Genomic DNA, 25879 nt, shown 5'->3' on the forward strand with positions numbered 1-25879 from the left:
TGCAAATTGTGGTTCAAGCACTCATCAGAAGGGTGTTTGCTCACAAGCCACGTCCTTTAGGGCGTGGTGGTTGACTAGACTGAGTTATCTTATAATAAAAGGGAGCCACTTAAAATAATAAAGTATCTTACTTGGGGGAGTTGAATTTTTGTGGACGACAAGCAAAAGAAATTAATCACCACACCCACCCTGGTGCTGATGATAATTTCGACAATTTATGGTTTTGGGAACGTCTCGATCGCGTATGACCAGATGGCCTATGCAGGGATGTTCTGGTATATTCTAGCCGGAGTATGTTTCTTCTTTCCGTGCTGTCTGATGATGGCGGAATACGGGTCGGCGTTTAAGGACGCTAAGGGGGGCATCTACTCCTGGCTGGTTCGATCGGTGAAAAGATGGCCTTTATCGGGACCTTTATCTGGCTGTCCAGCTGGATTCTCTGGCTGGTCTCGAGTGCCTCCCGGTTGTGGATCACCCTTTCGGCACTGCTGTTTGGCCATGATACCACTCAGCGCTGGCACTTCTGGATCTTCAATTCGACCGAATTGATCGGAATCCTGGCAATTCTATTTGTCATGCTGGTGACCCTGCTGAGTTCGCAGGGGATGAACGGGATTACCAAGATCAGCTCCTTTGGTGGGGCTTTCATGATTGCAATGAATGTGATCTTCATCCTGGCGAGTCTGGTGGCGATTATCGCTAATAAGGGGGTCACGGCCCAACCGATTCACGGGGTCGCCAGTTTCTTTGAATCCCCGAACCCGGCCTTTAAGACGCCGATCGCGGTGATCTCCTTCGTGGTCTATGCCATCTTTGCTTATAGCGGGATGGAGAACCTCGGTGGGGTTACCGATAGTATGAAGGATCCGGAACACACCTTCCCACGGGGTCTGGTGATCGGGTCACTGCTGACGATTGGCAGTTACGTCCTGATGATCCTGATGACTGGGTTCACGGTCAACTACGACCACGTAATTGCCCGGCCGAGTGTTAACCTGGGAAACGTTACCTATGTGGTCTTCGATCGCCTGGGCTACATGATGGGGGCCTCGCTGGGCTTCAGTCACGGGGTAAACCTGATCCTGGGTGATATCTTCACCCGGATGATTGCTCTGGCCGGCCTGATGGGGATGCTCGGGGCCATGTTCCTGCTGGTGTACTCACCGATCAAGTCCTTCATCATGGGGGCCAACCCGAAGCTGTGGCCAGCCCGGGTTACCAAGCTGAACAAGCATGGGATGCCGGCCTTTGCCATGTGGATGCAAGCAATCTTCGTTTGCTGCATCATCTTCCTGATTTCGTTCGGGGGATCCGCAGCCAGCGCCTTTTATCAGATCCTGACCGACATGGTGAACGTTTCAGCCTGTGCCCCATACATCTTCCTAGTTGGGGCCTTCCCGATCTTCCAGAAGAAGAACATTCCGCACGACTTTGTAGTCTTCAAGAACCGCTTCTGGACAAATGTCCTGGTCGTCTTCGTTGAGATTATCGTCTGCCTGGGAATCATCTTTACTTGCATCCAGCCAATCCTGGATCACGACCTGCAGACGGCCTTCTGGACGGCATTTGGGCCGGTCTTCTTCGGAATCGTGGCCTGGCTCTTCTACCGGCACGCGGTTAGGAAGCACCACTTAAACCTATAAAAAGTTAAGAGTAGCTTTTAAGCTAAAATGAGCTCATGACAAGACAGAATTTGCCATGAGCTCATTTTTTGTTTTAGTAGTTAAACTGTTTGATCCGCTGGTGAACTAAGATGGCAGCAATGATGCAGACCAGGAACTCCGTGACGGGAACTGCTGCCCAGACCCCGTTGATTCCGACCAGGGCGGCAAGGATCAGGATGGCGGGCAGGAGAATGACATACCCCCGTAGGATGGAGAGGGTGAAGGAGGCCCGGGCCGCGTTTGTTGCTGTCAGGAACAGGATGAAGAGCAGGTTGAGGGCGCTGAAGAAGGCACTAGTGAAGTAGATCGGCAACCCCACGCTGGCGTACTTAACCAGCTGAGTGGAGTGGGCCGTGTTGAAGGCGCTGATGATCGGCAGCTTGAAGACCAGCAGGATAATGAAGCTGATCGTTGCCAGCAGGAGGGTGATGACCATCCCCGTCTTAAGGGTGGTTCTGACACTGGCAAAGTGCTTCTGTCCGTACTCCCGGCTGGCAATCGGCTGGACCCCCAGGGCGACCCCGTTGGCGATGGCCAGCACCACAATGGCGATGTTGGAGATCACCCCGTAGGCCGCGACCGCGTAATTATCGGCGAGTTGCAGGAGGACGTGGTTGAAGAAGTAGATGCTGACCCCCGTGCTGAGCTCGTTCAAGGCCGCGGCAACCCCCAACTTGGCCGAACGCCCGAGATTGACCAATTGAGGACGTGACCAGTGCAGTTGGAGCTGGCGGTTTGCAAAGCGGCGGTGGCGGGAGAGGACAATGAGGCTGATGAGCGGCGAGAAGAGGACGGCCAGGGCGGCCCCTTCCATCTTGAGCCCGCAGCCGAAGATGAAGAACCAGTCAATCAGGAAGACGGAGAGGGTCTCCGTCAGGGTCGCCCGCATTGTCAGTGTTGGGTTCCCGTCATTGCGGACAAAATTGATGGTGATGTAGTTGCACATGTACAGGGGACCGGACCAGGCACAGATTCGCAGGTAGATGATCGCCATCTGCCGGGTCTGGTCATTGGCACCGAGGAAGTTCACAACCGGCGTTGCAAAGACGTTGAGCAGGATAGCCAGGATAATCCCCAATCCAGCTGTAAAGATGATCAGCTGGCTATACAGGTCCTTGACCCGGTCCGGATGAAGGACCTTGTTGAGCGAGAAGATGGTGGCCCCGCCGACCCCGAGCAGGAGGCCGACCCCGTTGAAGACGTTGAAGAGGGGGAGCACCAGGTTGAGGGTGGTCAGCCCCAGGGCGCCAGCGGCAATTGAGATGAAGAGGGTGTCGATCAGGACGTAGAGGGACATCCCCATGGTGGCGATGACGTTGCGGACAACGTAGTGCCGAACCTCGTGTTTGATTGCTTGTGTCGAATTCATACTAATTCCTCCAATTGGTCCTCATCCCCCGCTTGCGGACGCCTGTTTGAGGAACCGTGATTTTGTGGCAAAACCCGGCGATTCTGCAACCCTTATTTCCTTAATCCTATCAGATACCACCCAAGTTTTCATAGGGTAAAGATCAGATAATTACTCCGTTACAGTGGTCAAGTTCGTGCTGGACGATTTCAGCAGCAAAGTCCGTCAGGGTTAGCTGCTGGCGTTGCCATTGCTGGTTGTAAAACTGGACGGTGATCTTCTTGAAGCGTTTGGTTGGCCGCTGACCGGTCAGGGAGAGGCAGCCCTCTTTAGTTTGGTACGGTTGGCTTTGGCTGGTCAACTGGGGATTGAACATCACGACGGGGATGGGACCGAGCTGGGCAATGATGGCCCGCTTGTGTTCGCCGATCATGTTGGCAGCCATGCCGACGCAGTGATCCTGGTGGGCAGCCAGGGTATCCCGGAGGTCCGTGGCCAGGGGAAGATCGGCCTTGGTGGCGGGGACCGATGGCTGACGCAGTTGTTCAATATTGGTAACAATGTTTTTGATCATTCTAGTGTCCTCCTTAAGCTTGAAATAAAGGTGGCTGGAAGAAAACCATTCTTTTCTTCCAGCCACTGATGATTTAAAGACTATTTATTATTGTTCGACTTATGGTGTTGCTGTTTGCCGGCGTTTCGTTGCCGATTACGCAGGGCCATCTTCTTAGCCGGATCTGGGTTCTTGAGCTGGTCGATAGCATCGGCTGTATCACTTGAAGCGAAACTTGGCGTGGCCGGAGCAGCGGGTATCTTAACCGGGTGCTTCTTGGCCTCTTCGGCGATCTGCTTGCGGATCCGTGGCCGGTAGGCGTTAACCATCAGGGTTTGCAGGATAGCAAAGAGCCCCCCGATGAAGAAGTAGAGCCCCAAGCCGGCGGAGGAAGTCAGTGAGATGAAGAAGGTCATGAATGGGCTCATCCAAATGGCCATCTTCATCTGCTTCTTCTGTTCTTCCGGTACGCCGACCAGGCCGAGGTAGCTCTGGACGGCGTAGGCAATGAAGGACAAGATGGCAAAGAGGATGCTTGGCTTCCCCAACGCGATCCCGAAGAAGGTGGCGTGGTAGAGGTCCGGTGAGTAGCGGATGGCGGCATAGAGGGCGGCGAAGACTGGCAGCTGAATTAATAGCGGCAGGCAGCCGATCCCCCCGGTCAAGCTGATGTTGTTATCCCGGTAGAGGGCCATCATCTGTTGGCTAACCGCAGCCTGTTCCTCAGGGGTCTTGGCAGCCCGCTGCTTGGCGGACAGTTCCTTGATCATTGGCTGGATCTGGGCCATCTTCTCCTGGGTGACAGTTGATTTCTTCATCTGTGAGAACATCACTGGCAGCAGGATCGTCCGGACAATCACCACGATCACGATGATTGCCCAGCCATAGTTGTTCCCCATGTAGCCAGCCAGCCATTCCATCAGGTGCTGCATCGGCTTGGCCATGTAGTCATAGACAAAGCCGTAGGGCCGGCCGCTCTTGGTGGTCCGGACACACCCGCTCAGCAGCAGGAGCATCGTCGTCAGCAGGCCGACGACTGTAAGGCGTTTATGTTTCATACGGTATTTAATTCTCCCTTGCTTTAATTATTTTCAATTTGATATGGATAAACAGTACATATCTTACTCTAAAGTGGACTGAAAAGCCACCCGGAGCATCATCATAAATCAGCGCCGGATGGTGAATTGGCCCCTGTAGTCAGTGAGGTGCCCAGCCGTTTGCTGGATGCGGTCGATAATGGCGTAGGAGGTGGGGCCTTGAGCAAGGTGGCGGATAAAGCGGTCGACAGTCTCCTTGGGTCCCTGGGCCTCGACGTAGACTGTTCCGTCAGCCTGGTTGCGGACAAAGCCGCAAAGGCCAAGCTGGCGAGCAATTTGAAGGGTTCCCCAGCGAAAGCCGACCCCCTGAACCCGGCCCGTGATGGTTAGTTGGACATTAATCAAATGTGTTCACTTCCTTAATGAAAAATTATAAAAGCCGTTGGTTAGTTAAAGATATTGTACACCCATAACATGGTATAATTATCTTAAGAGGAAGGGTAGTTTAACTTATGGAAGAATTAACATCAATTCACAATCAACACGTTAAGGACTGGAAAAAGCTCCAGACCAAGAAGTTTCGCAAGCAGACCGGCTATTATCTTTTAGACGGTTGGCACCTGGTCAACGAGGCCCTGCAGGCCGGGGTGACGATTCACCAGCTGATCGGGACCAGTGAGCAGCTGGATCAGCACCAGGACCTGTTCGACCACGCGGCGGAGGCCTATGCCGTGACCGAGGAGATCATGAAGCACATCACCGATACCGTCACACCGCAGGGAATTGCGGCCGTCGTTGACCTGCCAGATGCCCACCGGGTTCCCCAGCAGCCACTGACCGGGGCCTGGTTGTTCCTTGACCGGGTCCAGGATCCGGGCAATGTCGGAACCATGGTCCGTACGGCGGATGCCGCTGGCTTCACAGGTGTCGTTGTTGGGCATCTTTCTGCTGACCTTTTCGGCCCCAAGGTTGTTCGCTCCATGCAGGGAAGCCAGTTTCACCTTCAGCTCTTTGAGGGTGACCTTCGGAAATGGATTGCGGATTTCAAAGCGAATGGGGCACCGGTCTACGGTACCCAATTGAATCCGCAGGCTAAGAACTTCCGGGATGTCCATCCTGGTAAGACCTTTGCCCTGATCATGGGAAATGAGGGTCAGGGGATGAGCGACGAACTGCTCGCTCAGACCACTGATAACCTCTACATCCCGATGCGGGGCGAGGCGGAGTCACTGAACGTGGCCATCTCAGCCGGGATTCTGATGTTCCAGCTGAACCAGTAAGACTACTTACTTTTGAAAAGCAAAATAATTTATTTTTGGCTAGCTATCATGTATGATGATGGTAACCAATAGAAAAGGGGTATTACATGAAATCAAAGAATGAGTGGCGCAACGATCAAGAATACGTCTCAATCGTTTCTGACCTGCTGGCTCAGCCTGCCGTTAAGAAGCTCGCTAAATATACCCAGCACCATCACTCCAATCGTTTGCAACATTCAATTGCGGTTTCTTACGATAGCTACAGGATTGCTAAGCGTTTCCACCTTGACTACCGGAGTGTTGCCCGGGCCGGGTTGCTCCATGACCTGTTCTACTATGACTGGCGGACGACCAAGTTTGACCTTGGTACCCACGCCTTCATCCATCCCCGGGTGGCCTTGCGGAATGCGGAAAAGATTACCCCGTTGAACAAGATGGAAAAAGACATCATCCTGAAGCACATGTTTGGGGCGACGCTCGCTGTGCCTCGGTACCCAGAAAGCTTAATTGTTTCATTGGTTGATGATTTTGAAGCAGAACACGAATTCTTTAGTCCGATGCGGGCCAAACTTCGTCGCCGGATTAAGAAGCGTCGGATGCGGACTATTTGGTAGGAAGGAGACATCATATGCAACACGAAGCTAGTACACCGGTTGCGGATGGTGGTTGTCAATTGTGTCCCAAGTTCACTCAAACCTTTATGATGTTAGGCAAAAAGTGGAATGGCTTGATTATTGAAGTCTTACTGGAGAGTGACACCTTACGATTCAAGGACATTGCCAACAGCGTCAGCAAGTGCAGTGACCGGGTTCTTTGCGAACGATTGAAGGAACTCGAGGATGACCAGATCATCGTGCGGAACACCTATCCGGGATCCAGTCGGGTTGATTATTCATTGACGACGCGGGGACGCGAGTTAGCACCAGTGATGAAGGAAGTTCATGCATGGAGCGATAAGTGGTGCTAATTGGGGCTTGACCAATCCTTGTCGAGTCATTAGAATACTTAGTATAGTTAAAAGCGATGACGGAAACTAGTAGCCGGTAATGGTTGTCAGAGAGTCACCATGATTCTGCGAGCGGTGGCCAGCCTGTCCCGGTGAATTTCATTTCCCGAGCCGATATGTAATGGTATTCCGGTCGATCACCGTTATTGATCAATTAAAGTGTATAGGCGCCTGCCTATAAACTAGGGTGGTACCGCGAAGCTTCGTCCCTATGGGGATGAGGCTTTTTTTATTTACAAAGGAGTTGAAAGCATGGGATTAAAAGAGAAACTTGCTGACCTGCGCCAGCAAGGATTGCAAGAGATTGAAAACTCGTCCGACCTCAAGCGGATTAATGAAATTCGGGTTAAGATGCTGGGGAAGAAGGGCCCGATCACCAATGTTTTACGGGGGATGCGGGACATCAGTGCCGAGGAACGGCCAAAGGTTGGGCAGTTTGCCAACAAGGTTCGTGACGACCTGACCGCAGCCATCGAAGAAAAGCGGGCGGCCCTGGAACAGGCCGCTTTGGATGCGGAACTCCAGGCGGAAACCGTTGATGTTACCCTGCCTGGCAGCCCCGTGGCCCAGGGACAGCCGCACGTCATCCAACAGATCATTGATCAAGTGGTGGACCTGTTCGTCTCCATGGGTTACGAAGTTGCCGTTGGGGATGAAGTGGAGCAGGAAGTTTACAACTTTGAAAAGTTGAATCTGCCAAAGGACCACCCCGCTCGTGACATGCAGGATACCTTCTACGTGACCCCATCTGTTTTGATGCGGACCCAGACCTCGCCAATGCAGGCGCGGATGCTGGAAAAACACGATTTCAGCCAGGGCCCACTAAAGATGATCTCCCCAGGTAAGGTTTACCGGCGGGATACCGATGATGCGACCCACAGTCACCAGTTCAACCAGATTGAAGGGATGGTTGTCGGCAAGCACATCACCATGGCTGACCTCAAGGGAACCCTGAAGGTCGTTGCCCAATCCCTCTTCGGTGACAAGCTGGATGTCCGCCTGCGGCCAAGCTACTTCCCATTCACGGAGCCTTCTGTCGAAGCCGACATCACCTGCTTCAACTGCATGGGCAAGGGTTGTGCAATCTGCAAGCACACCGGCTGGATTGAAGTCCTCGGTGCCGGGATGGTGCACCCGAACGTCCTGAAGATGTCCGGGGTTGACCCTGAAGAATACGGCGGCTTTGCCTTCGGATTGGGTCCCGACCGGTTCGCTATGCTGAAGTACGGCGTTGACGATATCCGGAACTTTTACCAAAACGATGTACGGTTCTTAAATCAATTCGACGAGAAAGGATAATGTAAGATGAAAGTATCATACCAATGGTTAAAGGAATACCTCGACCTGGACGTTGAGCCACGCGACCTTGCAGAAAAGATTGCCCGGACGTCGGTTGATATTAACGATGTTTACAAGATGGACGACGGTTTGAAGAAGATTGTTGTTGGGGATGTCCTGAGTGTCGAGGAACACCCGAACTCCGACCACCTGCACATCTGTCAGGTTGACGTCGGCGAGGATGATCCCATCCAAGTAGTCTGCGGCGCTCCCAACGTCCAGGCCGGCAAGAAGGTCATCGTTGCCCTGAGCGGTGCCCGGATTGCGGACAACGTCAAGATTAAGCGGGGCAAAATCCGCGGTGTCGAATCCAACGGGATGCTCTGTGCCCTCCAGGAGATCGGCTTCAGCGATAAGATCGCCCCAAAGGATTACGAGGCCGGCATCTACTTCTTGCCGGATGACGCCAAGGTCGGCGAACCAGTCTTCGGTTACCTGGGCATGGATGACCCGATCATCGATACGGATGTTACCCCTAACCGTGGGGACATGCTGAGTATATACGGGAACGTCAACGACATTGCCGCCTTCTACAACCTGAAGCCCCACTTCAAGGAACTTCCGGTTGAGGAAAACGCCGACCAGGCAACGAGCGAACTGGTCAGTGCCCAGATTGACGACGAAAAGATTGCGCCAACCTACAAGCTGCGGGTGATCAAGGGGGTTAAGATTGCCGACAGTCCGCTGTGGATGCAGATCCGTCTGTGGAACGCCGGAATCCGGCCAGTCAACAACGTGGTCGACGTTACCAACTACATTCTGTTGAAGTACGGTCAACCGCTGCACAGCTACGACTACGACCAGCTGCCTGGTCATGACTTCGGGGTCCGCCACGCCAACGATGGGGAGAAGTTCACCGCCCTGGACGGGGATGAACAGACTTTGAAGGCTAACGACATCCTGGTAACGGTTGCCGGTCAGCCAGTGGCCCTCGCCGGCACGATGGGTGGTGAAGGAACCGCCGTTTCTGACCAGACGACCACGGTGGCTCTGGAAGCAGCCATCTTTGGCCCCGTCATGGTTCGGAAGCAGGCCCGTAGATTAGACCTGCACAGTGAGTCTTCAATGCGGTTTGAGCGGGGGATCAACCCGGCAACCGTTGAGACGGCCTTAGACGAAGCTGCCGAACTGATTAAGGAACTGGCAGGCGGCCAGGTAACCAAGGGTATCGTTACGGGCAGTGAGAAACCAGCCATTGATAAGCAGATCACCCTATCTCTTAACAAGATCAATCATGTCTTGGGCACCGACCTGAAGATGGCCGATGTGGAAGACGTCTTCAAGCGGCTCAACTTCGGCTACCAGGTAAACGGAGATGACCAGATTGTCGTCACAGTTCCGTCCCGGCGGTGGGACATCTTCGTTGCGGCGGACCTCTATGAGGAAGTTGCCCGGATCTACGGCTACGACAACCTGCCGGAGACCCTGCCAGTGATGACCCGGAACCGGGGTGGCCTGACTGCCCGGCAACGGTTCATTCGAGCTAGCCGGCATGACCTTGAGGGGATGGGTCTGACGCAAGCCATCAGTTACTCCCTGACGACGGTCGACAAGGCTAAGCAGTTCCAGATTGACCCCGTGGCTGAACCAATGAAGTTGGACTTCCCAATGAGTTCCGACCACGTGGCTACACGGATGAGCATCATCAGCGGCCTGCTGCTGGACATCGCCTACAACGTTTCCCGGAATGTCGATAACGTGGCCCTCTACGAAGAAGGCCGGGTCTTCCTGCCAAAGGGCGGCGAACGTCCAGAGGAACAGGAACACCTTGCTGGTGCGATCACTGGTCAGATGCTGGCCAACGACTGGCACACCGAAGACCGTCCGGTTGACTTCTTCCAGGTCAAGGGAATCGTCGAACGCTACCTCCACAACATGGGGCTGGCGGGCAAGGTAACCTATGTTGCCGATCAGTCACGCCAGGAGATGCATCCCGGCCGGACCGCTAACATCCTGTTGGACGGTCAATTGATCGGGTTCCTCGGCCAGGTTCACCCAAGCACGGCCAAGGCATACAAGATTCCAGCAACGTACGTCTTCGAGCTTAACCTTGAGGCCCTGATCGCAGCACCAAAGGTTGACAACGAGTACCACCCAATCAGTAGGTACCCATCCATCACCCGGGACATTGCCCTGTTAGTTGACAATGATGTCACCAACGAGATGATCATGGATGTCATCGACAAGCGTGGCGGGGCCTTTTTGAAGGACGTTCACCTCTTCGATGTCTACAGCGGCACGCATCTGCCAAACGGTAAGAAGTCGCTGGCTTACACCCTGACCTACCAGGATGACCACGATACGCTGACGGAAGACCAGGTCAACGCCGCCTTCAACAAGGTCACGAAGGCCTTGCAAGACGACCTGTCCGCTGAAATTCGTTAAACTAAAATAATGTGAGACTTGCCACGGTGCAGTCCCACATTATTTGTATTTATGAAGGCTAAAAGTTGAATAACGATCAATTAAAACGGCAAAATCGGCTGGTCATTTTCCTGATCGGAATCATCGTTGTTGCCGGCCTGGCTATTCACCAGTACTTCAACTATTCACTGAAGCCGGTGGATCCGAGCAGCCGCCAGCGGGTGACGGTGGTGATTCCGGCTGGGGCAACCGACCATCGAGTTGCTAAGATAATGAAGGAGCACCACCTGGTTCGCAGTCAGTTTGTCTTCTACTACTACCTCCAGACCCATAAGACCCATGGCGTGAAGGCGGGAAAATTTCGTCTGGCCAGGTCGGCGACAGTTCCCGAGCTGGCGGGGGTTCTCCAGCAGAACCGGGCCGCAGAAAAGCGGTAGGGGGATTGCCGTGGCCGGCAGAGTGCTATATACTATTTGGGATTAATTTATATTTAGAGGAGCAGTAATTTAGACAATGAGTACAAAAGAACAGCGGCGGCCAATTATCATCGGTGTTACTGGTGGTTCGGGGAGTGGGAAGACCACGGTCAGCAAGGCAATTTATAACCAATTGCATGGCCAGGCCATCCAGATCATCACCCAGGATACCTACTACAATGACCAGTCATCAATGACAATGGCCGAGCGGAAGGCGGTCAACTATGACCACCCCCTGGCCTTTGACACCGATCTCTTGATTAAGCAGCTGTCCGACCTGCGGAACAACAAGGCAATCGAGATGCCTGTGTACGACTACACCCAGTACACCCGGTCAGCCGAAACGGTCCATGTTGAACCCCAGGATGTGATTATCCTGGAAGGAATCCTGATCTTGGATGATGAACGTCTGCGGGACCTGATGGATATCAAGGTCTACGTTGACACCGACGATGATATTCGGATTATTCGGCGGATCAAGCGGGACATGGCTGAGCGGGGCCGGACCCTGGATTCAGTAATCAACCAGTACCTGGCAACGGTTAAGCCGATGTACCACCAGTTTGTGGAACCGACGAAGCGCTACGCTGACATCATCGTTCCCGAGGGTGGTGAGAACCGGGTGGCCATCGATATCCTGACGACTAAGGTTCGCGACATCCTGGTTAAGCGGGGCCACACCCTGCAATAGAGTTTACAAACACCTGGCAGAATGGTAATGTAGCCACTGGATAAAATTTGAGGAGTGAATTAGATATGGCTGAAGAAAAAGAATTTCCAATGACCCTTGAAGGGAAGAAGAAGCTAGAAGAAGAACTTGAAAACTACAAGATGAAGCGTCGTCCAGAAGTTATCAAGCGCATCAAGATTGCCCGGAGTTACGGTGACCTTTCTGAAAACTCAGAATACGAGTCAGCTAAGGACGAACAGGCAATGGTTGAAGGCAAGATCGCTCAAATCGAAAACATGCTGCAATACGCGGTCATCATTGACAACGAAGACGTTGCTAAGGATGAAGTTTCCATGGGCCGGGAAGTTACGATTAAGGAACTTCCTGACGAAGAACCGGAAACCTACTCCATCGTCGGTGAATCCGAATCCGACCCCATCAACGGTAAGATTTCCAACGAATCACCAATGGCTAAGGGGCTGCTTGGCCACAAGATCGGTGAAGAGGTCAACATCGACATTCCAAATGGCACGATGAAGGTTAAGATCTTAGACGTCAAGTAAGATTGAAGAAGCCTGCGGCAGGGTTAGCTTTGCCGCAGGCTTTTTTGGTTTTAAATAGGTCTTTGATCCTGTCCCCGCTGGAATGCCCGGATCTTAAAACATTATCCGGCATAGGCAGATTGCTTGGCATTTTGCTCGTCAGATGGTATCTTTAGCAGGATGAAAGTGCTATCATAAAACTAGTCGAACGAGTAAAGGGGATTTAAGTATGAAGTTAATTGTTACCGATGCCGCTAATGAATGGTTCAAGAATGAGATGGATCTGAAGCCGGGGGATGGGATCAAGTTCTATGGCAAGGTCTATGGCCGGACGGAGGTTCACCATGGCTTTTCCCAGGCCTTTGCCAAGGATAACCACCCGATCGATCCGGTGCTGGAAGTGGTCAAAGACGGGATCAACTACCACGTCAATGAAGTTGATGAGTGGTTCTTCACCCGCTTGATTACGACCGTTGATGCCAACGCCGATGGCCCCGTTTTCCACTTCCAGCATGAAGATCAGAACGAGGCCCCAGATGTTGCCGGAATGAAGAGCGACCAGGATGATCACTCCGATAATCAGGCGGATGCCTCGACCGGAGCCTCCCAACACTTTGAACACTAAATTAAAACAGCCGCCCAGGAGCTTTCCTGAGTGGCTGTTTTTTAACGCTGTCGTTTAGTGATGTACCAGGTCAGGCCAAGGCTGACGACGGTGACAATCACCCCGAGGATCAGGAATGGCGGCCGGTAGTAGAATTCAACCCGGTGAGTCCCGCTGGTGATCGGCAGGGCCATGAAGATGCTGATGACGGTCCGCGGCTGAACCCGGTGACCGTCGATGCGGACGTGCCAACCGGTGGCCGCGGGGATGGTCGTCATGAGGGCGGACTGCCCACGGTGAATATGGACCGTTCCCTTAATGCTGGTTGGCGTGGCCTTTTGAATCTTCAGCGGCGATTGCTGCAGGGTACTCAGACTGGCATTAAAGGCCCGCTGGTTCAACCGGTAGACGCTGACGTTCTGCAGCCAGGCGCTGGTCTTCTTGAGGCGGAAGGTGATGGTAACCAGCTTACCCTTCTGGTGGTGGGCTAGGTTGATCACGACGGTATCCCGGTAGGTATCGTATTGGCTGAAGTCCCGGCGGTTCAAGCTGATCGAAGCGCTATCCTTGACCTCGGGGCCGAGGGTGAGGTAGTAGGAGTCGTTGGTCGGTGGCGTGAACTTCAGCTTAATCGTGGCCGGCTTCAAGAGGTTTTGCTTTTTGAAAGTCGTGCCCGTGATCTGGTGGGCGGCTTGAACATTATTGAAGCTAACCGAGGTAAAGTTTTGGACGATAAACAACGGCTGGTTGATCGGCCGGCCCGCCAATGCCTGGAAGATTTGGGACTGGTAGCCGAGCGGATCCAGGGTGGCCTTGCCGAGCTGGAAGATCTCCGAACTAGCCCCGAACGCAATCGGCAGGGCGGCCGGGCTCTCGCGGCTGGTAATCATCCTGGTCTGATTGACTTTTTTCAGGCGCGCCCAATCCGGCCGGTACCCGGATAGCGGCATGATCTGTTCCCCGTCCTCGATCCCGTGGTGCCGGGCGGTCATTATGTACTTGAAACCGAGCAAGGCGTCGCTGACCTGGGTTCCATTGTCGTAGCTGACAAAGCCATCCCCAGCTGGTTGGCCAATCGCACCCATGAATGCTGGAATCGGCGGCTCCAGGGTGGAACCGAAGTGATCGGCGGAGTAAAAGTCGCCCTGCATGGGGTCATCCTTGGTTCGCATGAAGGTCTTGGCGACCCGGTAGAAACCGGAATCATGGTGCTTCAGTTGTTGACTGGCCTGGTCGAGCTGCTGGGTGTACTTGCCGAACTCAGCCTGGGAGACGTAGGAAATTTTGTTGAGGCTGGTGAAGGCGCTGGTCCCAACGTCACAGGCCACGATCAGAACGATGAGGAAGTCGTACAGGCGGGGGGAATTCCGCCGGGCGATCATCAATGCTGCCAGCGAAACGACGACGAACCCCAGGCCGATGAGCCGCTGACTGGTTGACAGGTACGCCAATTTGAGCTGGCCAGTTACCCAGAAGACCAGACCGCTGATAATCAAAATTGCCAGTGCACCCGGCCATTGCAGCTGGTAGGATGGCTGCAGGACCCGGGCGGCGAGCAGGATGCACCAGAAGGCAAAGATGAACGAGAAGCGGTACGGGTACCAGACCGGAAACTGTCCGGCGTGCCAAAGTAGGTCCAGTGGTTCGTAGCAGAACGATAGGATAAAGAAGATGGTAACCAGGCCGGCAACGAGCCGCTGCGACCACTTGATGTGGACGTTGAAGAAGTAGAGGGCTGCACCGATCATGAGCAGCATACCAATATAGATGTTGGGCTGGCCACTGGGCATCTGGTTGAAATCAAATGACCCGGGCACCAGTTTACCGAGCATCTTGAGCGGCTGGTATTCCAGCTTGCTGCTGATGATGGCCTCCGTGTAGGTCCCCTTGCTGGTAGTCAGGGCATAGATGGTTGGCAGGAGGGTGACCGCTGCAATACCGGCACTGGCGATGGAGCTGGCCAGGTAGACCCCGGTTGTCTTCAGCCGGGTCCGCCAATCCGCCAGCGTTGGCAGCTGCCAGCAGACGACGAGGATGGTGAACAGGCAGATCATCCAGGCCATGTAGTAGTTATCGATCATCATGACCGCCAGCCAGGCAATGTAGGTTCCCGGATGGCCGTCGTGGATGAGTCTGAGCAGTCCCCAGATGATCAGCGGCAGGATGACCAGGGCGTCGAGCCAGATCATGTTGAGCTGGTTAGCGATCATCCAACCGTTGAGGGCGTAGGCAGTGCTGAAGGCCCAGATCCGAAAGCCGCTTTGCAGCCGGGTCTTAAGGAGCAGCCAGGCAAAGGCCATTCCCGCTAGGCCGTAACGGAGCAGGGTAAGGGCCATCACCCCGCTGGTCAGCCATTTTCCAGGGAAGAAGATCAGAATCAGGTTGAGGGGACTGAAGAGGTAGTAGGCATTGGTTCCCAGCATCTCACCGCCCAGTCCCTTGCTGAATGAATAAAACAGGGAGCCGGGGTGGTGGAGGATGATGTTACGCAGGTAAGCGAAAAAGTCGACATATTGCTGGCCGAGGTCGACCGTTAAAAGGCTGCTGGGGCCAAAGGGAGCCATTTGCCGATAAGCAAAGTAGGCCCCCATCAGGATGACCGGAATCAGGAAGCTTCCGGTCAATATTAATGCATGCTGTTTTTTCCAATTATGGCGAATCACAACGAGTTTTCCTTCCCTTATTAGTATTGCTGAATATTATATACCGATCTTATGAAGAAAATCGTCTCTGAAGGATTAAATTTAAGTAAATCATGATACTTAAGTGTTCATTTTTTCATAAATAAAGAGTATTATTCTTAAGTTAGTAGTGAAGGGTCCTCTGCGCCCAATAACAAAATTTGGTAGAATAATATCGTCACTACAATTGAAGGAGAATTAACTTGTGAAAGTCTTTGATCGAATAAAAAGATTGTTTAATTCGCAAAATCGAAAGAAACGTAGTGCTCAGTCCGTGATTCCGTTTCGGCTGAACTTCCTGCTGTGGATTGTCGGGATCCTGTTGCTGGCACTGACGGCCCGGCTCTTTTATCTGCAGGTGCTGAACGGTTCAGCCTACAAGGCGGAGGTTAAGCGCTCGGATACCTCGATTCAGACCAATAACGTCCAGCGGGGGATGATTTATGATTCCCAAGGAAATGTCATGGTCGGCAACCAGACCCACCAGGCAATTACCTATACTAAGGGTTCCAACGTTACGACGGATGATCTTTATAAGATTGCTAACCGGCTGGGCAGGTACGTGACGGTCACCAACAAGAATTCCCGCTTGACTGACCGGAATGAAGAGGATTACTACCTAGCAGATAAGGGCCGTTTGAATAGCGTCCTCAAGCATGTTAAAACCAGCAGTAGTGATAGCGATGACGACAAGTACGATAAGGCCCTTAACTATCTGAATAGTCATCCGGATGCTTGGCATTTGACCAGCCAGCAGAAGAACAACGCCCGAATCTACGCAGCCATGAGCGGGGCCTACTCCTTGTCAACGACCTACATTAAGGAGACCGGCGTTACGGCTGGCGAATTGGCGGCCGTCGGGGAGCACCTTAACGAGATGCCCGGGGTTAAGATCGGGACGGCCTGGACCCGGAACTATCCGCAGGGCAAGGACGTCCAGAGCCTGACCGGGACCGTCTCCACTACGGGTTTGCCAAGTGATGAGGTTAACAGCCTGCTTTCCGAGGGGTACTCGCGAAACGATAGCGTGGGGCAGAGCTACCTTGAAAAGGAATACCAGGCCACGCTGGCCGGTTCCAAGTCCCAGACCGAGGTTACGACGAATGGTAATAATGTTACCAAGGAAGTTGTCAAGTACCCTGGCAAGAAGGGGGATAACCTGGTATTGACTGTCAATTCCAAGTTCCAGCAGCGGGTGCAGGAGATCCTGAAGAATAACTACGCCTCTGCGGGTAACGGCTACTCCTCAGGGGTCTACGCAGTGGTTATGAACCCCCACAACGGTGCCATCCTGGCCATGGCCGGAATCGACCGTGACACGAAGACCGGTAAGCAGACTGATGACCAAATCGGTGCCATCAACCACCCAATTACGATGGGGTCGGTTGTTAAGCCCGCTACGGTGATGGGAGGCTTGATGAGCAAGGTCATTACGCCTACCAACAACACCCTGGTTGACCGGCCAATTAAGGTGGAAGGGATTTCTGCCAAGAGTTCCTGGTTCAACCATGGCGGTTCCGCTAACATGGCGGTGAATGCCCCAACGGCCCTAGAAGTTTCCTCAAACTCTTACATGATGCAACTGATCATGAAAGAGGGGGGAATGGACTATCACGATAACGCCCCAATGACCCTGAAGCCAAGCATCTTTGCTAAGGAGCGGTACTACTTCAACATGTTCGGCCTTGGTCAAAAGACCGGGGTGGACCTGCCGGGTGAAACCGCTGGGTACACCGGTCCTTCTGACGAAAAGCACATTGGTTCAGCACTGGACTTGGCCTACGGGAACTACGACGGTTACACTACCATCCAGTTGGCTCAGTACATGTCAACCATTGCCAACGGCGGGAACCGGATGCGTCCTTACATTGTTAAGGAAATTCGCGGAACCCAGAGCAATGGTAAGCTGGGCCCGGTTGAATACACGACTCAGCCCCAGGTTCAGCAGGTTATCCCAGCTCCGAAGTCATACTTCGATGTTGTTCACCAAGGACTGTACCAGGTGGTTCATGGTTCTAACACCTACATCACCGGTCGAGCATTGTCCAGCGTCAAGCCTTCAATCTCCGGGAAGACCGGGACAGCCGAAACGGTTTCTGATGGTCACAAGACTACCACTCTGAGTTTTGCCGGTTATGCACCGTCTAACGATCCGCAGGTAGTTGTTGCCCTGGCTATCCCTGGTTGTACAAATAGTGATGGTGGAGCGAACCTGAATATGGCCAAGCAGATTTTCCAGGCCTACTGGAAGATGGTTCAGTCGCCAAAGGGCTTTACTGACGGTGAATAAAGCAACTGTCAAGGTAATTTCCTTAACAAACTTTGCTAAATCACTAGCCAAACCAATTAATAAATGATATAGTTGTACGAGTTAGGGTTACGATAAATAACCAATTAAGATCAAATAAAGTTTGGAGGTTATAACTCATGCGTGTCAACATTACCCTTGAATGCACTTCATGCCACGAGCGGACTTACTTAACCAGCAAGAACCGTCGTCACAATCCCGACCGGCTTGAATTAAAGAAATACTGCCCACGGGAACGCAAGGTGACATTACACCGCGAAACTAAGTAATTTTTTACTTGGTTCATCAAACCAGTAGATTGCTTCTAAAGCAATTGCTGGTTTTTTTGTGTGTTCGATTCTGACCCAAGTGAATTAATGTTCCGGCCAGCCGCAAGCTGTGAATCGGTTCACCTAGTGAAAAAACGCTTGCAAAAAATAGGCGGACCTGTAATAATGTATTCTTGTAACCGTTTATCATTTTGTATAAAGGGGAGATATGAGAATAATGGCGTATTCCAAGAATGAGCTGCGGCAGGCCTACATCGCACGGCTGCAACAGCTAGATCTTAATACACGTCTTAGTGAAGAGAAACGTTTAACTTCGATGCTTTTCAACCAACTCGAGTGGATGCGCGCCAAAACGGTGGCATTGACCCTCAGCCAGTCGTTTGAGATCGATACGGCCCCGATCCTGCTGCACGCCCGTCATGAGGGGCGGACAGTGGTGGTTCCCCGGACCCTTCCCAAGCGGCAGATGGAGTTCGTCGAGATTACGGAGAGCACTAACTTTAATGAAAGTTCCTTTGGTATTCTTGAACCGGCGGATGGTCGGGTATTTGGGCCCGATGAGATCGATCTGATGGTGGTCCCGGGGGTGGCCTTCACCCAAGATGGCAAACGGCTTGGCTTTGGCGGCGGCTACTATGACCGCTACCTGAGCAAGTACCATGGTGATACGATTGCCCTGGCCCTGCCAACCCAACTGGCCGACGATGGCGAGTGGCAGGCAGACGAGCACGACCAGCAGATTGCTAAGGTCCTGAACCTGGCGGAGTGCTAGCTGATGCGATCACGTACTTGGTCCCTAGCGCCCGTCACCATTACCCTGGTGGTCATTCAGGTGCTGGTGTACCTGGCGATGACTCTGGCCGGCGGATCGACTAATCCGGCGGTCCTGGTTCGCTTTGGGGCACTGCAACCAGAACTCTTGCGGGCCGGCCAGTGGTGGCGGCTGATCACCCCGGTCTTTGTCCACATTGGCTTTACCCATTTGCTGATCAACAGTCTGACCCTGTATTTTCTGGGCCTCTACATTGAGCAGCTGTTTGGCCATTGGCGGATGCTGGTCATCTACTTTGTCAGTGCCATTGTCGGGAATCTTTGCAGTGCCTACTGGCTATCCGGCAGTCTGGCGGCCGGTGCCAGCACGGCGATTTTCGGCCTGTTCGGGGCCTTTTTGATGCTGGGTGAGTCCTTCCGGGAAAACCTGGCGATTCGCCAGCTCAGTCGTCAGTTCCTGATCCTGGTCCTGTTAAACATTGGGACCGACCTGCTGGTGCCCGGTATTGACCTGGCGGGACACATCGGGGGTCTGTTCGCCGGCTTCCTGATGGCGTACGTTGTGGCCGCCCCTAAAATTGGGCCGGTGGCAACGAACAAGCGTTGGTTGAGTGCCGGGATGTTGATTGTTGGTATCCTAGTCCTAATTTGGGAAGTGAGCTGATATTATGGCAATGGTTCCACGTGAATTTAGGACGTTGTACGATGTTCAGCAGCTGCTCAAGCAGTTTAATGTATTTGTATACGTCGGCAAGCGCTTATACGACATCGAACTGATGGCAATTGAGCTTGACAATCTCCACCAGGCAGGAGTGGTTGATCAATCAACCTATATGAAGGCGAAGATTGTCCTGCGCAAGGAACATCGTGAAGAATTGAAACGAGAACAAACGGGGAAACTGTATTAATCCCCAAGAAAGGAATTATTATGGCAAACAAGAAGTTATTTGGTGTTGATCTTGGTGGTACGACCATCAAGTTTGCAATTTTGACGGAAAACGGTGAGATTCAACAGAAGTGGTCAATCCGGACGAACACCCTGGACGAAGGGTCACACATCGTCCCTGACATCATTGAATCAATCAACCACCACCTGGACCTGTACAAGATGAACAAGGACCAGTTTATCGGGATCGGAATGGGGACTCCCGGAACGATCGACCGGGACAAGGGGACCGTTGTTGGTGCCTACAACCTGAACTGGAAGACAACCCAAAACGTCAAGGAAGCTATCGAAGAAGGTACCGGGATGAAGTTTGCCCTGGATAACGATGCCAACGTGGCCGGTCTTGGTGAACGCTGGAAGGGTGCCGGTAACGAGGGTGACGATGTGGCCTTCATTACCCTGGGTACCGGTGTCGGTGGTGGAATCATCGCCAACGGCAAGCTGATCCACGGTCTGGTTGGTGCCGGTGGTGAAGTCGGCCACATGGTTGTTCAGCCAGATGGCTACCTTTGTACTTGTGGTAACCGTGGTTGCCTGGAACAATACGCTTCCGCAACCGGGGTTGTTCACATTGCCCAAGATAAGGCTGAAGAATACGAGGGCAACAGTCGGCTGAAGGCCATGATCGACAACGGTGACGAGATCACTTCCAAGATCGTCTTTGACCTGGCTAAGGAAAACGACTACCTGGCAAACAAGGTTGTCGACGAAGTTTGCCATTACCTGGGTCTGGCTTGCGCTAACCTGAGCAACGTCTTGAACCCCGAATTCGTTGTGATCGGTGGTGGGGTTTCCGCTGCCGGGGACTTCCTGCTGAAGCGGGTTAAGGCGAACTTCGAAAAGTACGCCTTCCCAACTGTCCGGACTTCTACTCAACTCAAGCTGGCTGAACTTGGTAACGATGCCGGGGTAATCGGTGCGGCTTCACTGGCACGTCAATTTGCTAATGATTAATAGTAGTGAGGCGAACTGATCGTGATCTTAGGAGTTAGTCAAGGATTATTAATCTTCAACACTGTTATCATCATCCTCTTGGTGGCCTGGCTATTGACCTGGCTCTTCCAATACTGGCGGCGCAATCATTACGCAACCGTTTTGGACGAGGACGAGTTCCAAAAGGGAATTCGGAAGGCTCAGGTAATCGATCTGCGCCAGGAAAACGAATTTCGGGCTGGCCATATTCTCGGTGCCCGGAACCTGCCGTACATTTACCTGCGGCAGCAATACGGCGAGCTGCGGCCTGATCTGCCTGTTTACATGTATGACCAGGGAATGGCCATCAGTACCCAGGCGGCGACTTTCCTCGGCAAGCACGGCTACCACAAGCTATACATCTTAAAGGGTGGTTACAACAGCTGGGATGGCAAGACCAAGAAAGCTAAATATTAAAACAAAAACAGGAGACTGAATTCAGCCTCCTGTTTTTGTTCGGTTAGAATTAGATTTGATGAGCGGAACGCCCCTTCCGAATAGCAGCCTTCCGGTTTTCGTCAAACTTTTCTTCTTGTTCTTCAACTGGCTTGATGACCTTCTTGTGGAATGCCAAGGCCCCGCTTGCTAATGCGGCAATGGTTGATGCAGCACCGATGAAAACACCCTTAGTGAATTGTTTCATAACACAGTTCCCCCTTTAGTTATTTAGTTAATTCTATTATGATTTACTTAGGTATGATTTACCAGTGATTTACAGTAAATTTTGCGATAATTTATAAATTGTGGGAGAAAATAAAATGACAAAAATAGTTGCGATTATGGGCCCGACCGCGGTGGGGAAAACGGCCCTGTCGATTGACCTTGCCAAGCGTTTCAGCGGCGAGGTGATCTCCGGTGACTCGATGCAGGTTTATCGCCGCTTGGACATCGGGACGGCCAAGATCACCAAGGCGGAGATGGCGGGGGTCCCGCACCACCTAATTGACATCTGTGACATTCAGGAGCGTTACTCCGCCGCCATGTTCAAGCAGCAGGCCGAGCAGGCGATCAAAGACATTGCCGGTCGGGGGCACCTGCCCCTGGTGGTTGGCGGCACGGGGTTTTATTTGCAGACCCTGACCGAGAACCTCACGCTGGGGCAGGACCACTTTGACGATCGATCGGCCCAGATTCGGCAGCACTGGCAGCAACTGGCTGAGGAGCGGGGGGCGGCATACGTCCGCCAGCGCCTGGCCGAACTCGATCCGGCAGCTGAGCAGCACATCGAGAAGGGGAACCTCCGCCGGGTGATCCGGGCCCTCGAGGTCATTGAGAAGACCGGGCGGCGCTTTTCCGATCAGCCCCGCCAGAAGAGCGCTAATGACTACCTGCTGATTGGGCTGACGACCGACCGGCCCGTCCTGTATGACCGGATCAACCGGCGGGTCGACCTGATGATGAAGGAAGGACTGCTGGACGAGGCCCGCTGGCTGTACGATCACGACGGGGCCAGCCTGCCAGCGAGGAAGGGAATCGGCTATCACGAGTTTTTCCCGTACTTTGCCGGGGAGATTGACCTGGCCACGGCGGTGCGCAAGGTTAAGCAGGATTCGCGCCACTATGCCAAGCGCCAACTGACCTGGTTCCGCAACAAGATGGATGTCCACTGGTTTGACCTGGTCAGCGGTAAAGATCAGCCTGAACAAATTAACGAATTGGTCCAGTCATGGTTAATTAAGTAAAGTCGATCGGGCAAAAAGATTTTAATTATCTTAAAATTTCGATATTAATTGACTTGTTCAGGGCGGATTGGTATCCTTAAAAACGTATTGAAAAGGTAATTGTGGACTGATTTTACGAACATTTAATGTTTATTGGTCTATTTCAAAAATGATTGTTCGGGTATCGCCGCTTGCAGACGGGACTTAATAAAATTAAGACCATGGTCACCATCATACTTTAGCGTAACTGGCTTTTTACTGAAAGGGAATGAATTTTAATGGCTAAGCGAGAATATACAAAAGATGAAGTTCGTCAAATGGTGAAAGATGAAGACATTCGTTTCTTGCGGGTAATGTTCACCGACTTGCTGGGGACGATCAAGAGTGTTGACCTGCCGGTAAGTCAACTGGATAAGCTGCTGGACAACAAGATCATGTTTGATGGCTCATCCATCGATGGCTTTGTCCGGATCGAAGAGAGTGACATGTACCTGTACCCAGACATGTCCACCTGGTTGACCTTCCCATGGGGGGCAGAACACGGTAAGGTGGCCCGGGTCATCTGCAGTGTCCACAACACCGACGGCACCCCATTCTCCGGTGATCCGCGGAACAACCTGAAGCGGGTCTTGAAGGATATGCGGGCTCTCGGCTTCAAGGACTTCAACATTGGACCGGAACCAGAATTCTTCCTTTTCAAGCTTGATGAAAATGGCAACCCAACCACCAAGGTTAACGACCAGGAAAACTACTTTGACATGGAACCCGCTGACCGGGGTGAAGACTGCCGGCGCGATATCGTTTTAGCCCTGGAAAAGATGGGCTTTGACGTTGAAGCAGCCCACCACGAAGTTGCTCCGGGCCAACACGAAGTTGACTTCAAGTACGCCGACGCCTTAGAAGCTGCCGACAACATCCAAACTTTCAAGCTGGTGGTTAAGACAATTGCCAAGAAGTACGGCCTCCACGCTACCTTCATGCCAAAGCCGCTGTCAGGGATCAACGGTTCCGGGATGCACCTGAACATGTCCCTGTTTGATCAGGAAGGTCATAACGCCTTCTACGACAAGGATGATAAGAACCAGCTTTCCCAGACCGCTTACCACTTCCTGGGCGGTTTGATGAAGCACGCCCGGAGCTTCACTGCAATCTGTGATCCAATCGTTAACTCCTACAAGCGGTTGGTTCCTGGCTACGAAGCCCCAGTCTACGTTGCCTGGTCCACTTCCAACCGGTCACCACTGGTCCGGATTCCAAACGACCGCGGCATGGGGACCCGGCTGGAACTGCGGTCAGCTGATCCATCCGCTAACCCGTACCTGGCAATTGCCAGTGTCCTGGAAGCCGGCCTGGACGGTCTGCGCAACGACCTGCCACCAGTTCACAACATCGACGAAAACATCTACCAGATGAGCCTGGCAGAACGGCAGGAAAAAGGAATCGTAAACCTGCCTGACACCCTGCACAATGCTCTGAAGGACCTAGCCGCCGATGACGTCATCAAGGGCTCCATGGGTGAACACCTCTACAAGAGCTTCATGGAAGCCAAGACGTGGGAATATGACGGCTACCGTCAGCACGTATCCGACTGGGAACGGCAACAGTACATGGAAAAGTACTAAATTCAATTGAATCGTGAGTAAAAAGCTTGGAAAGCGGCCCCAAAAGCTGCTTTTCAGCTTTTTCTTGCTGTCAATTGACAAATGCCGACATTCAGATACAATTATACTTGTTGTAATAGCGGCTTTTTGCTGTTAATTAGTTACTAAAGGAGAATCGAGATAAAATGGATCAAAAGGTCAGAGTTCGGTATGCACCAAGTCCAACTGGTTTCCTGCATATTGGAAATGCCCAATCAGCATTGTTTAACTACTTATTTGCACGGCACTTCAACGGTACGATGGTACTGCGGATTGAAGATACCGACACTAAGCGGAACGTTAAAGACGGTGAAGCCAGTCAGCGGAAAAACCTGCACTGGTTAGGAATCGACTGGGATGAAGGTCCAAACAAGCCAAATCCAAAGTACGCACCTTACCGGCAGAGTGAACGGAACGCCAAGGGAATCTACCACAAGTACATCCAAGAACTGTTGGACAAGGGGATTGCCTACAAGGACTACACGACTGAGGAAGAACTGCAGGAGATGCGGGAACGTCAGCGTGCCAACAAGGAAGCGCCGCACTACGATGGCCGTTGGTACGGCCGGAGTGAAGAGGATCAGAAGGCGGCTGAAGCTAAGGGACTCAAGCCAACCATCCGCTTCCACTTCCCAAAGAACCATGACTACGAATGGGATGACATTGCCCGGGGTCACGTTTCCTTCAACTCTGACAACCTCGGTGGCGACTTCATCATTGAAAAGAGTGATGGGATGCCAACCTACAACTTTGCCGTTGTTGTCGACGACCACTCCATGGACATTACCCATGTCCTGCGTGGTGCCGATCACATTTCCAACACGCCAAAGCAGATTGCGATCTATGAAGCACTGGGCTGGGAGCACCCAACCTTCTGCCACATTCCATTGATCTTCAACCCGAAGACCCGGAAGAAGCTGAGTAAGCGGGACAAGGATACCCTGCAGTTTATCAGTGAATACAAGCGGCACGGTTACCTTCACGAAGCTATCTTCAACTTCATCGCATTCCTGGGCTGGTCTCCAAAGGGCGAGCGGGAAATCTACTCCAAGGATGAGCTGATCAAGGTTTACGATCCTGACCGGATGTCCAAGGCTCCAGCCTACTTCGACCAAAAGAAGCTGGACTGGATGAACGCCCAATACATCAAGCAGATGTCAGTTGATGAACTGACCGACCGGACGATGGAACTGGTCAAGGAAGGCGAAACTGAGGAAGCAAAGCGCCTGCAGAGCATTCCGGAAGATGACCTCTGTGACATCATCAAGAAGACGATCCACGTTCACCAGCGGGACGTCAACAAGCTGCTTGAAGTGATGGAATATGCTTGGAGCTACTACAATGTTCTGGACGAACACTTCAACTACGACCAACTGGTTGACAATGAAGACTTCAACAACGACGACGTACTCGCCGTTCTGAACGGTCTGAAGGACAAGCTGGTCAACGGTGGCGACGACCTCGATTACAGCCAAGCTATCAAGGAAGTTGGCAAGGAAACTGGCATCAAGGGTCGGTACCTCTACTTCCCATTGAACCTGGCCTTCACCGGGGCTACCTCTGCTCCACAGATCTTCGAGATCATGGACATTTACTCACGCAAGACCGATATTGAATTGCTTGACCGGATGATTGCCGCATTCAAGTAAATATTATGAATAAAGCCGGACGGGATGACCGTCCGGCTTTTGTTGGTTCTATGATATTCGGTAAGGATAAGATGAATTCTTATCTTTATCGTTTTTTGTTACTTGCTGTACCATTGATTTA

At 52.5% G+C, this 25879-nt stretch carries 25 protein-coding genes, 1 pseudogene and 1 other annotated feature; of the genes and pseudogenes, 20 read left to right on the forward strand and 6 right to left on the reverse strand.

Annotation, left to right across the window (positions count from 1 at the left end):
- Nucleotides 1-198: 198 nt before the first annotated feature.
- Nucleotides 199-1643, forward strand: a pseudogene (gene yjeM, locus QOS10_RS05515) (glutamate/gamma-aminobutyrate family transporter YjeM).
- A 73-nt stretch (nucleotides 1644-1716) separates the two neighbouring features.
- Here the strand turns inward: yjeM and QOS10_RS05520 are convergent.
- The 4 genes from QOS10_RS05520 to QOS10_RS05535 all read right to left on the reverse strand — a co-directional run bounded on the left by QOS10_RS05520 (nucleotide 1717) and on the right by QOS10_RS05535 (nucleotide 5007).
- A complete protein-coding gene (locus QOS10_RS05520) occupies nucleotides 1717-3033 on the reverse strand; it encodes an MATE family efflux transporter (RefSeq protein WP_283594292.1) in 1317 nt (438 codons plus the stop codon).
- 142 nt (nucleotides 3034-3175) lie between these two features.
- Nucleotides 3176-3586: a peptide deformylase gene (locus QOS10_RS05525; RefSeq protein ID WP_283594294.1), complete on the reverse strand. Its 411-nt coding sequence runs from the start codon at nucleotides 3584-3586 to the stop codon at nucleotides 3176-3178.
- An 80-nt stretch (nucleotides 3587-3666) separates the two neighbouring features.
- The gene (gene yidC, locus QOS10_RS05530) at nucleotides 3667-4623 is read right to left on the reverse strand and encodes a membrane protein insertase YidC (protein WP_283594295.1); all 957 of its coding nucleotides are present in this window, start codon (nucleotides 4621-4623) and stop codon (nucleotides 3667-3669) included.
- Between the two features lie 108 nt (nucleotides 4624-4731).
- A complete protein-coding gene (locus QOS10_RS05535) occupies nucleotides 4732-5007 on the reverse strand; it encodes an acylphosphatase (protein WP_283594298.1) in 276 nt (91 codons plus the stop codon).
- 107 nt (nucleotides 5008-5114) lie between these two features.
- Between QOS10_RS05535 and QOS10_RS05540 the strand changes: the two genes are divergently transcribed.
- From QOS10_RS05540 to QOS10_RS05580, 9 genes are all read left to right on the forward strand, one after another.
- Nucleotides 5115-5882, forward strand: a complete 768-nt coding sequence (locus QOS10_RS05540; protein WP_283594301.1) for a TrmH family RNA methyltransferase — start codon at nucleotides 5115-5117, stop codon at nucleotides 5880-5882.
- A gap of 86 nt (nucleotides 5883-5968) precedes the next feature.
- Nucleotides 5969-6475: an HD domain-containing protein gene (locus QOS10_RS05545; protein ID WP_283594304.1), complete on the forward strand. Its 507-nt coding sequence runs from the start codon at nucleotides 5969-5971 to the stop codon at nucleotides 6473-6475.
- 14 nt (nucleotides 6476-6489) lie between these two features.
- Nucleotides 6490-6828 carry a winged helix-turn-helix transcriptional regulator gene (locus QOS10_RS05550; protein WP_283594305.1) on the forward strand — a complete coding sequence of 113 codons (339 nt, stop codon included), beginning with the start codon at nucleotides 6490-6492 and terminating at the stop codon, nucleotides 6826-6828.
- Between the two features lie 47 nt (nucleotides 6829-6875).
- Nucleotides 6876-7081 (forward strand) — a binding site (T-box leader).
- Nucleotides 7082-7119: 38 nt separating this feature from the next.
- Nucleotides 7120-8166, forward strand: a complete 1047-nt coding sequence (locus QOS10_RS05555; RefSeq protein ID WP_283594306.1) for a phenylalanine--tRNA ligase subunit alpha — start codon at nucleotides 7120-7122, stop codon at nucleotides 8164-8166.
- 6 nt (nucleotides 8167-8172) lie between these two features.
- Nucleotides 8173-10590, forward strand: coding sequence for a phenylalanine--tRNA ligase subunit beta (gene pheT, locus QOS10_RS05560; protein ID WP_283594307.1), 2418 nt, complete (start codon nucleotides 8173-8175; stop codon nucleotides 10588-10590).
- A 65-nt stretch (nucleotides 10591-10655) separates the two neighbouring features.
- On the forward strand, nucleotides 10656-11006 hold the full coding sequence (locus QOS10_RS05565; RefSeq protein WP_283594308.1) for a hypothetical protein: 351 nt from the start codon (nucleotides 10656-10658) through the stop codon (nucleotides 11004-11006).
- A 76-nt stretch (nucleotides 11007-11082) separates the two neighbouring features.
- On the forward strand, nucleotides 11083-11736 hold the full coding sequence (gene udk / locus QOS10_RS05570; RefSeq protein ID WP_283594310.1) for a uridine kinase: 654 nt from the start codon (nucleotides 11083-11085) through the stop codon (nucleotides 11734-11736).
- A gap of 65 nt (nucleotides 11737-11801) precedes the next feature.
- On the forward strand, nucleotides 11802-12278 hold the full coding sequence (gene greA / locus QOS10_RS05575; protein WP_283594311.1) for a transcription elongation factor GreA: 477 nt from the start codon (nucleotides 11802-11804) through the stop codon (nucleotides 12276-12278).
- 208 nt (nucleotides 12279-12486) lie between these two features.
- Complete coding sequence (locus QOS10_RS05580; RefSeq protein ID WP_283594313.1) at nucleotides 12487-12882, forward strand: HesB/YadR/YfhF family protein; 396 nt, start codon at nucleotides 12487-12489, stop codon at nucleotides 12880-12882.
- 41 nt (nucleotides 12883-12923) lie between these two features.
- On the opposite strand, the gene QOS10_RS05585 is transcribed toward QOS10_RS05580, so the two are convergent.
- Nucleotides 12924-15524, reverse strand: a complete 2601-nt coding sequence (locus QOS10_RS05585) for a YfhO family protein (RefSeq protein ID WP_283594315.1) — start codon at nucleotides 15522-15524, stop codon at nucleotides 12924-12926.
- A 223-nt stretch (nucleotides 15525-15747) separates the two neighbouring features.
- Here QOS10_RS05585 and QOS10_RS05590 point away from each other — a divergent pair, with 223 nt between their 5' ends.
- The 7 genes from QOS10_RS05590 to QOS10_RS05620 all read left to right on the forward strand — a co-directional run bounded on the left by QOS10_RS05590 (nucleotide 15748) and on the right by QOS10_RS05620 (nucleotide 21225).
- Nucleotides 15748-17832 (forward strand): peptidoglycan D,D-transpeptidase FtsI family protein, encoded by a 2085-nt coding sequence (locus QOS10_RS05590; protein ID WP_283594318.1) that lies wholly within the window; start codon nucleotides 15748-15750, stop codon nucleotides 17830-17832.
- Between the two features lie 137 nt (nucleotides 17833-17969).
- A complete protein-coding gene (rpmG, locus tag QOS10_RS05595) occupies nucleotides 17970-18119 on the forward strand; it encodes a 50S ribosomal protein L33 (protein WP_104688004.1) in 150 nt (49 codons plus the stop codon).
- 217 nt (nucleotides 18120-18336) lie between these two features.
- Nucleotides 18337-18891 (forward strand): 5-formyltetrahydrofolate cyclo-ligase, encoded by a 555-nt coding sequence (locus QOS10_RS05600; protein ID WP_283594320.1) that lies wholly within the window; start codon nucleotides 18337-18339, stop codon nucleotides 18889-18891.
- A gap of 3 nt (nucleotides 18892-18894) precedes the next feature.
- Nucleotides 18895-19554, forward strand: coding sequence for a rhomboid family intramembrane serine protease (locus tag QOS10_RS05605; RefSeq protein ID WP_283594321.1), 660 nt, complete (start codon nucleotides 18895-18897; stop codon nucleotides 19552-19554).
- A gap of 4 nt (nucleotides 19555-19558) precedes the next feature.
- Nucleotides 19559-19798, forward strand: a complete 240-nt coding sequence (locus QOS10_RS05610; RefSeq protein WP_283594322.1) for a YqgQ family protein — start codon at nucleotides 19559-19561, stop codon at nucleotides 19796-19798.
- Between the two features lie 20 nt (nucleotides 19799-19818).
- On the forward strand, nucleotides 19819-20790 hold the full coding sequence (locus QOS10_RS05615; protein WP_283594323.1) for an ROK family glucokinase: 972 nt from the start codon (nucleotides 19819-19821) through the stop codon (nucleotides 20788-20790).
- Between the two features lie 15 nt (nucleotides 20791-20805).
- Nucleotides 20806-21225, forward strand: coding sequence for a rhodanese-like domain-containing protein (locus QOS10_RS05620; RefSeq protein ID WP_283594330.1), 420 nt, complete (start codon nucleotides 20806-20808; stop codon nucleotides 21223-21225).
- Between the two features lie 49 nt (nucleotides 21226-21274).
- Here QOS10_RS05620 and QOS10_RS05625 read toward each other — a convergent pair whose 3' ends face one another.
- The gene (locus tag QOS10_RS05625) at nucleotides 21275-21451 is read right to left on the reverse strand and encodes a DUF3042 family protein (RefSeq protein ID WP_283594324.1); all 177 of its coding nucleotides are present in this window, start codon (nucleotides 21449-21451) and stop codon (nucleotides 21275-21277) included.
- 115 nt (nucleotides 21452-21566) lie between these two features.
- Here QOS10_RS05625 and miaA point away from each other — a divergent pair, with 115 nt between their 5' ends.
- From miaA to gltX, 3 genes are all read left to right on the forward strand, one after another.
- Nucleotides 21567-22490, forward strand: coding sequence for a tRNA (adenosine(37)-N6)-dimethylallyltransferase MiaA (gene miaA, locus QOS10_RS05630; RefSeq protein ID WP_283594326.1), 924 nt, complete (start codon nucleotides 21567-21569; stop codon nucleotides 22488-22490).
- A gap of 257 nt (nucleotides 22491-22747) precedes the next feature.
- A complete protein-coding gene (gene glnA / locus QOS10_RS05635) occupies nucleotides 22748-24091 on the forward strand; it encodes a type I glutamate--ammonia ligase (protein ID WP_283594327.1) in 1344 nt (447 codons plus the stop codon).
- A 164-nt stretch (nucleotides 24092-24255) separates the two neighbouring features.
- Nucleotides 24256-25758, forward strand: a complete 1503-nt coding sequence (gene gltX, locus QOS10_RS05640) for a glutamate--tRNA ligase (protein WP_283594328.1) — start codon at nucleotides 24256-24258, stop codon at nucleotides 25756-25758.
- Nucleotides 25759-25879 lie beyond the last annotated feature (121 nt).

The organism is Limosilactobacillus galli, assembly GCF_947381495.1.
Classification (GTDB): domain Bacteria; phylum Bacillota; class Bacilli; order Lactobacillales; family Lactobacillaceae; genus Limosilactobacillus; species Limosilactobacillus galli.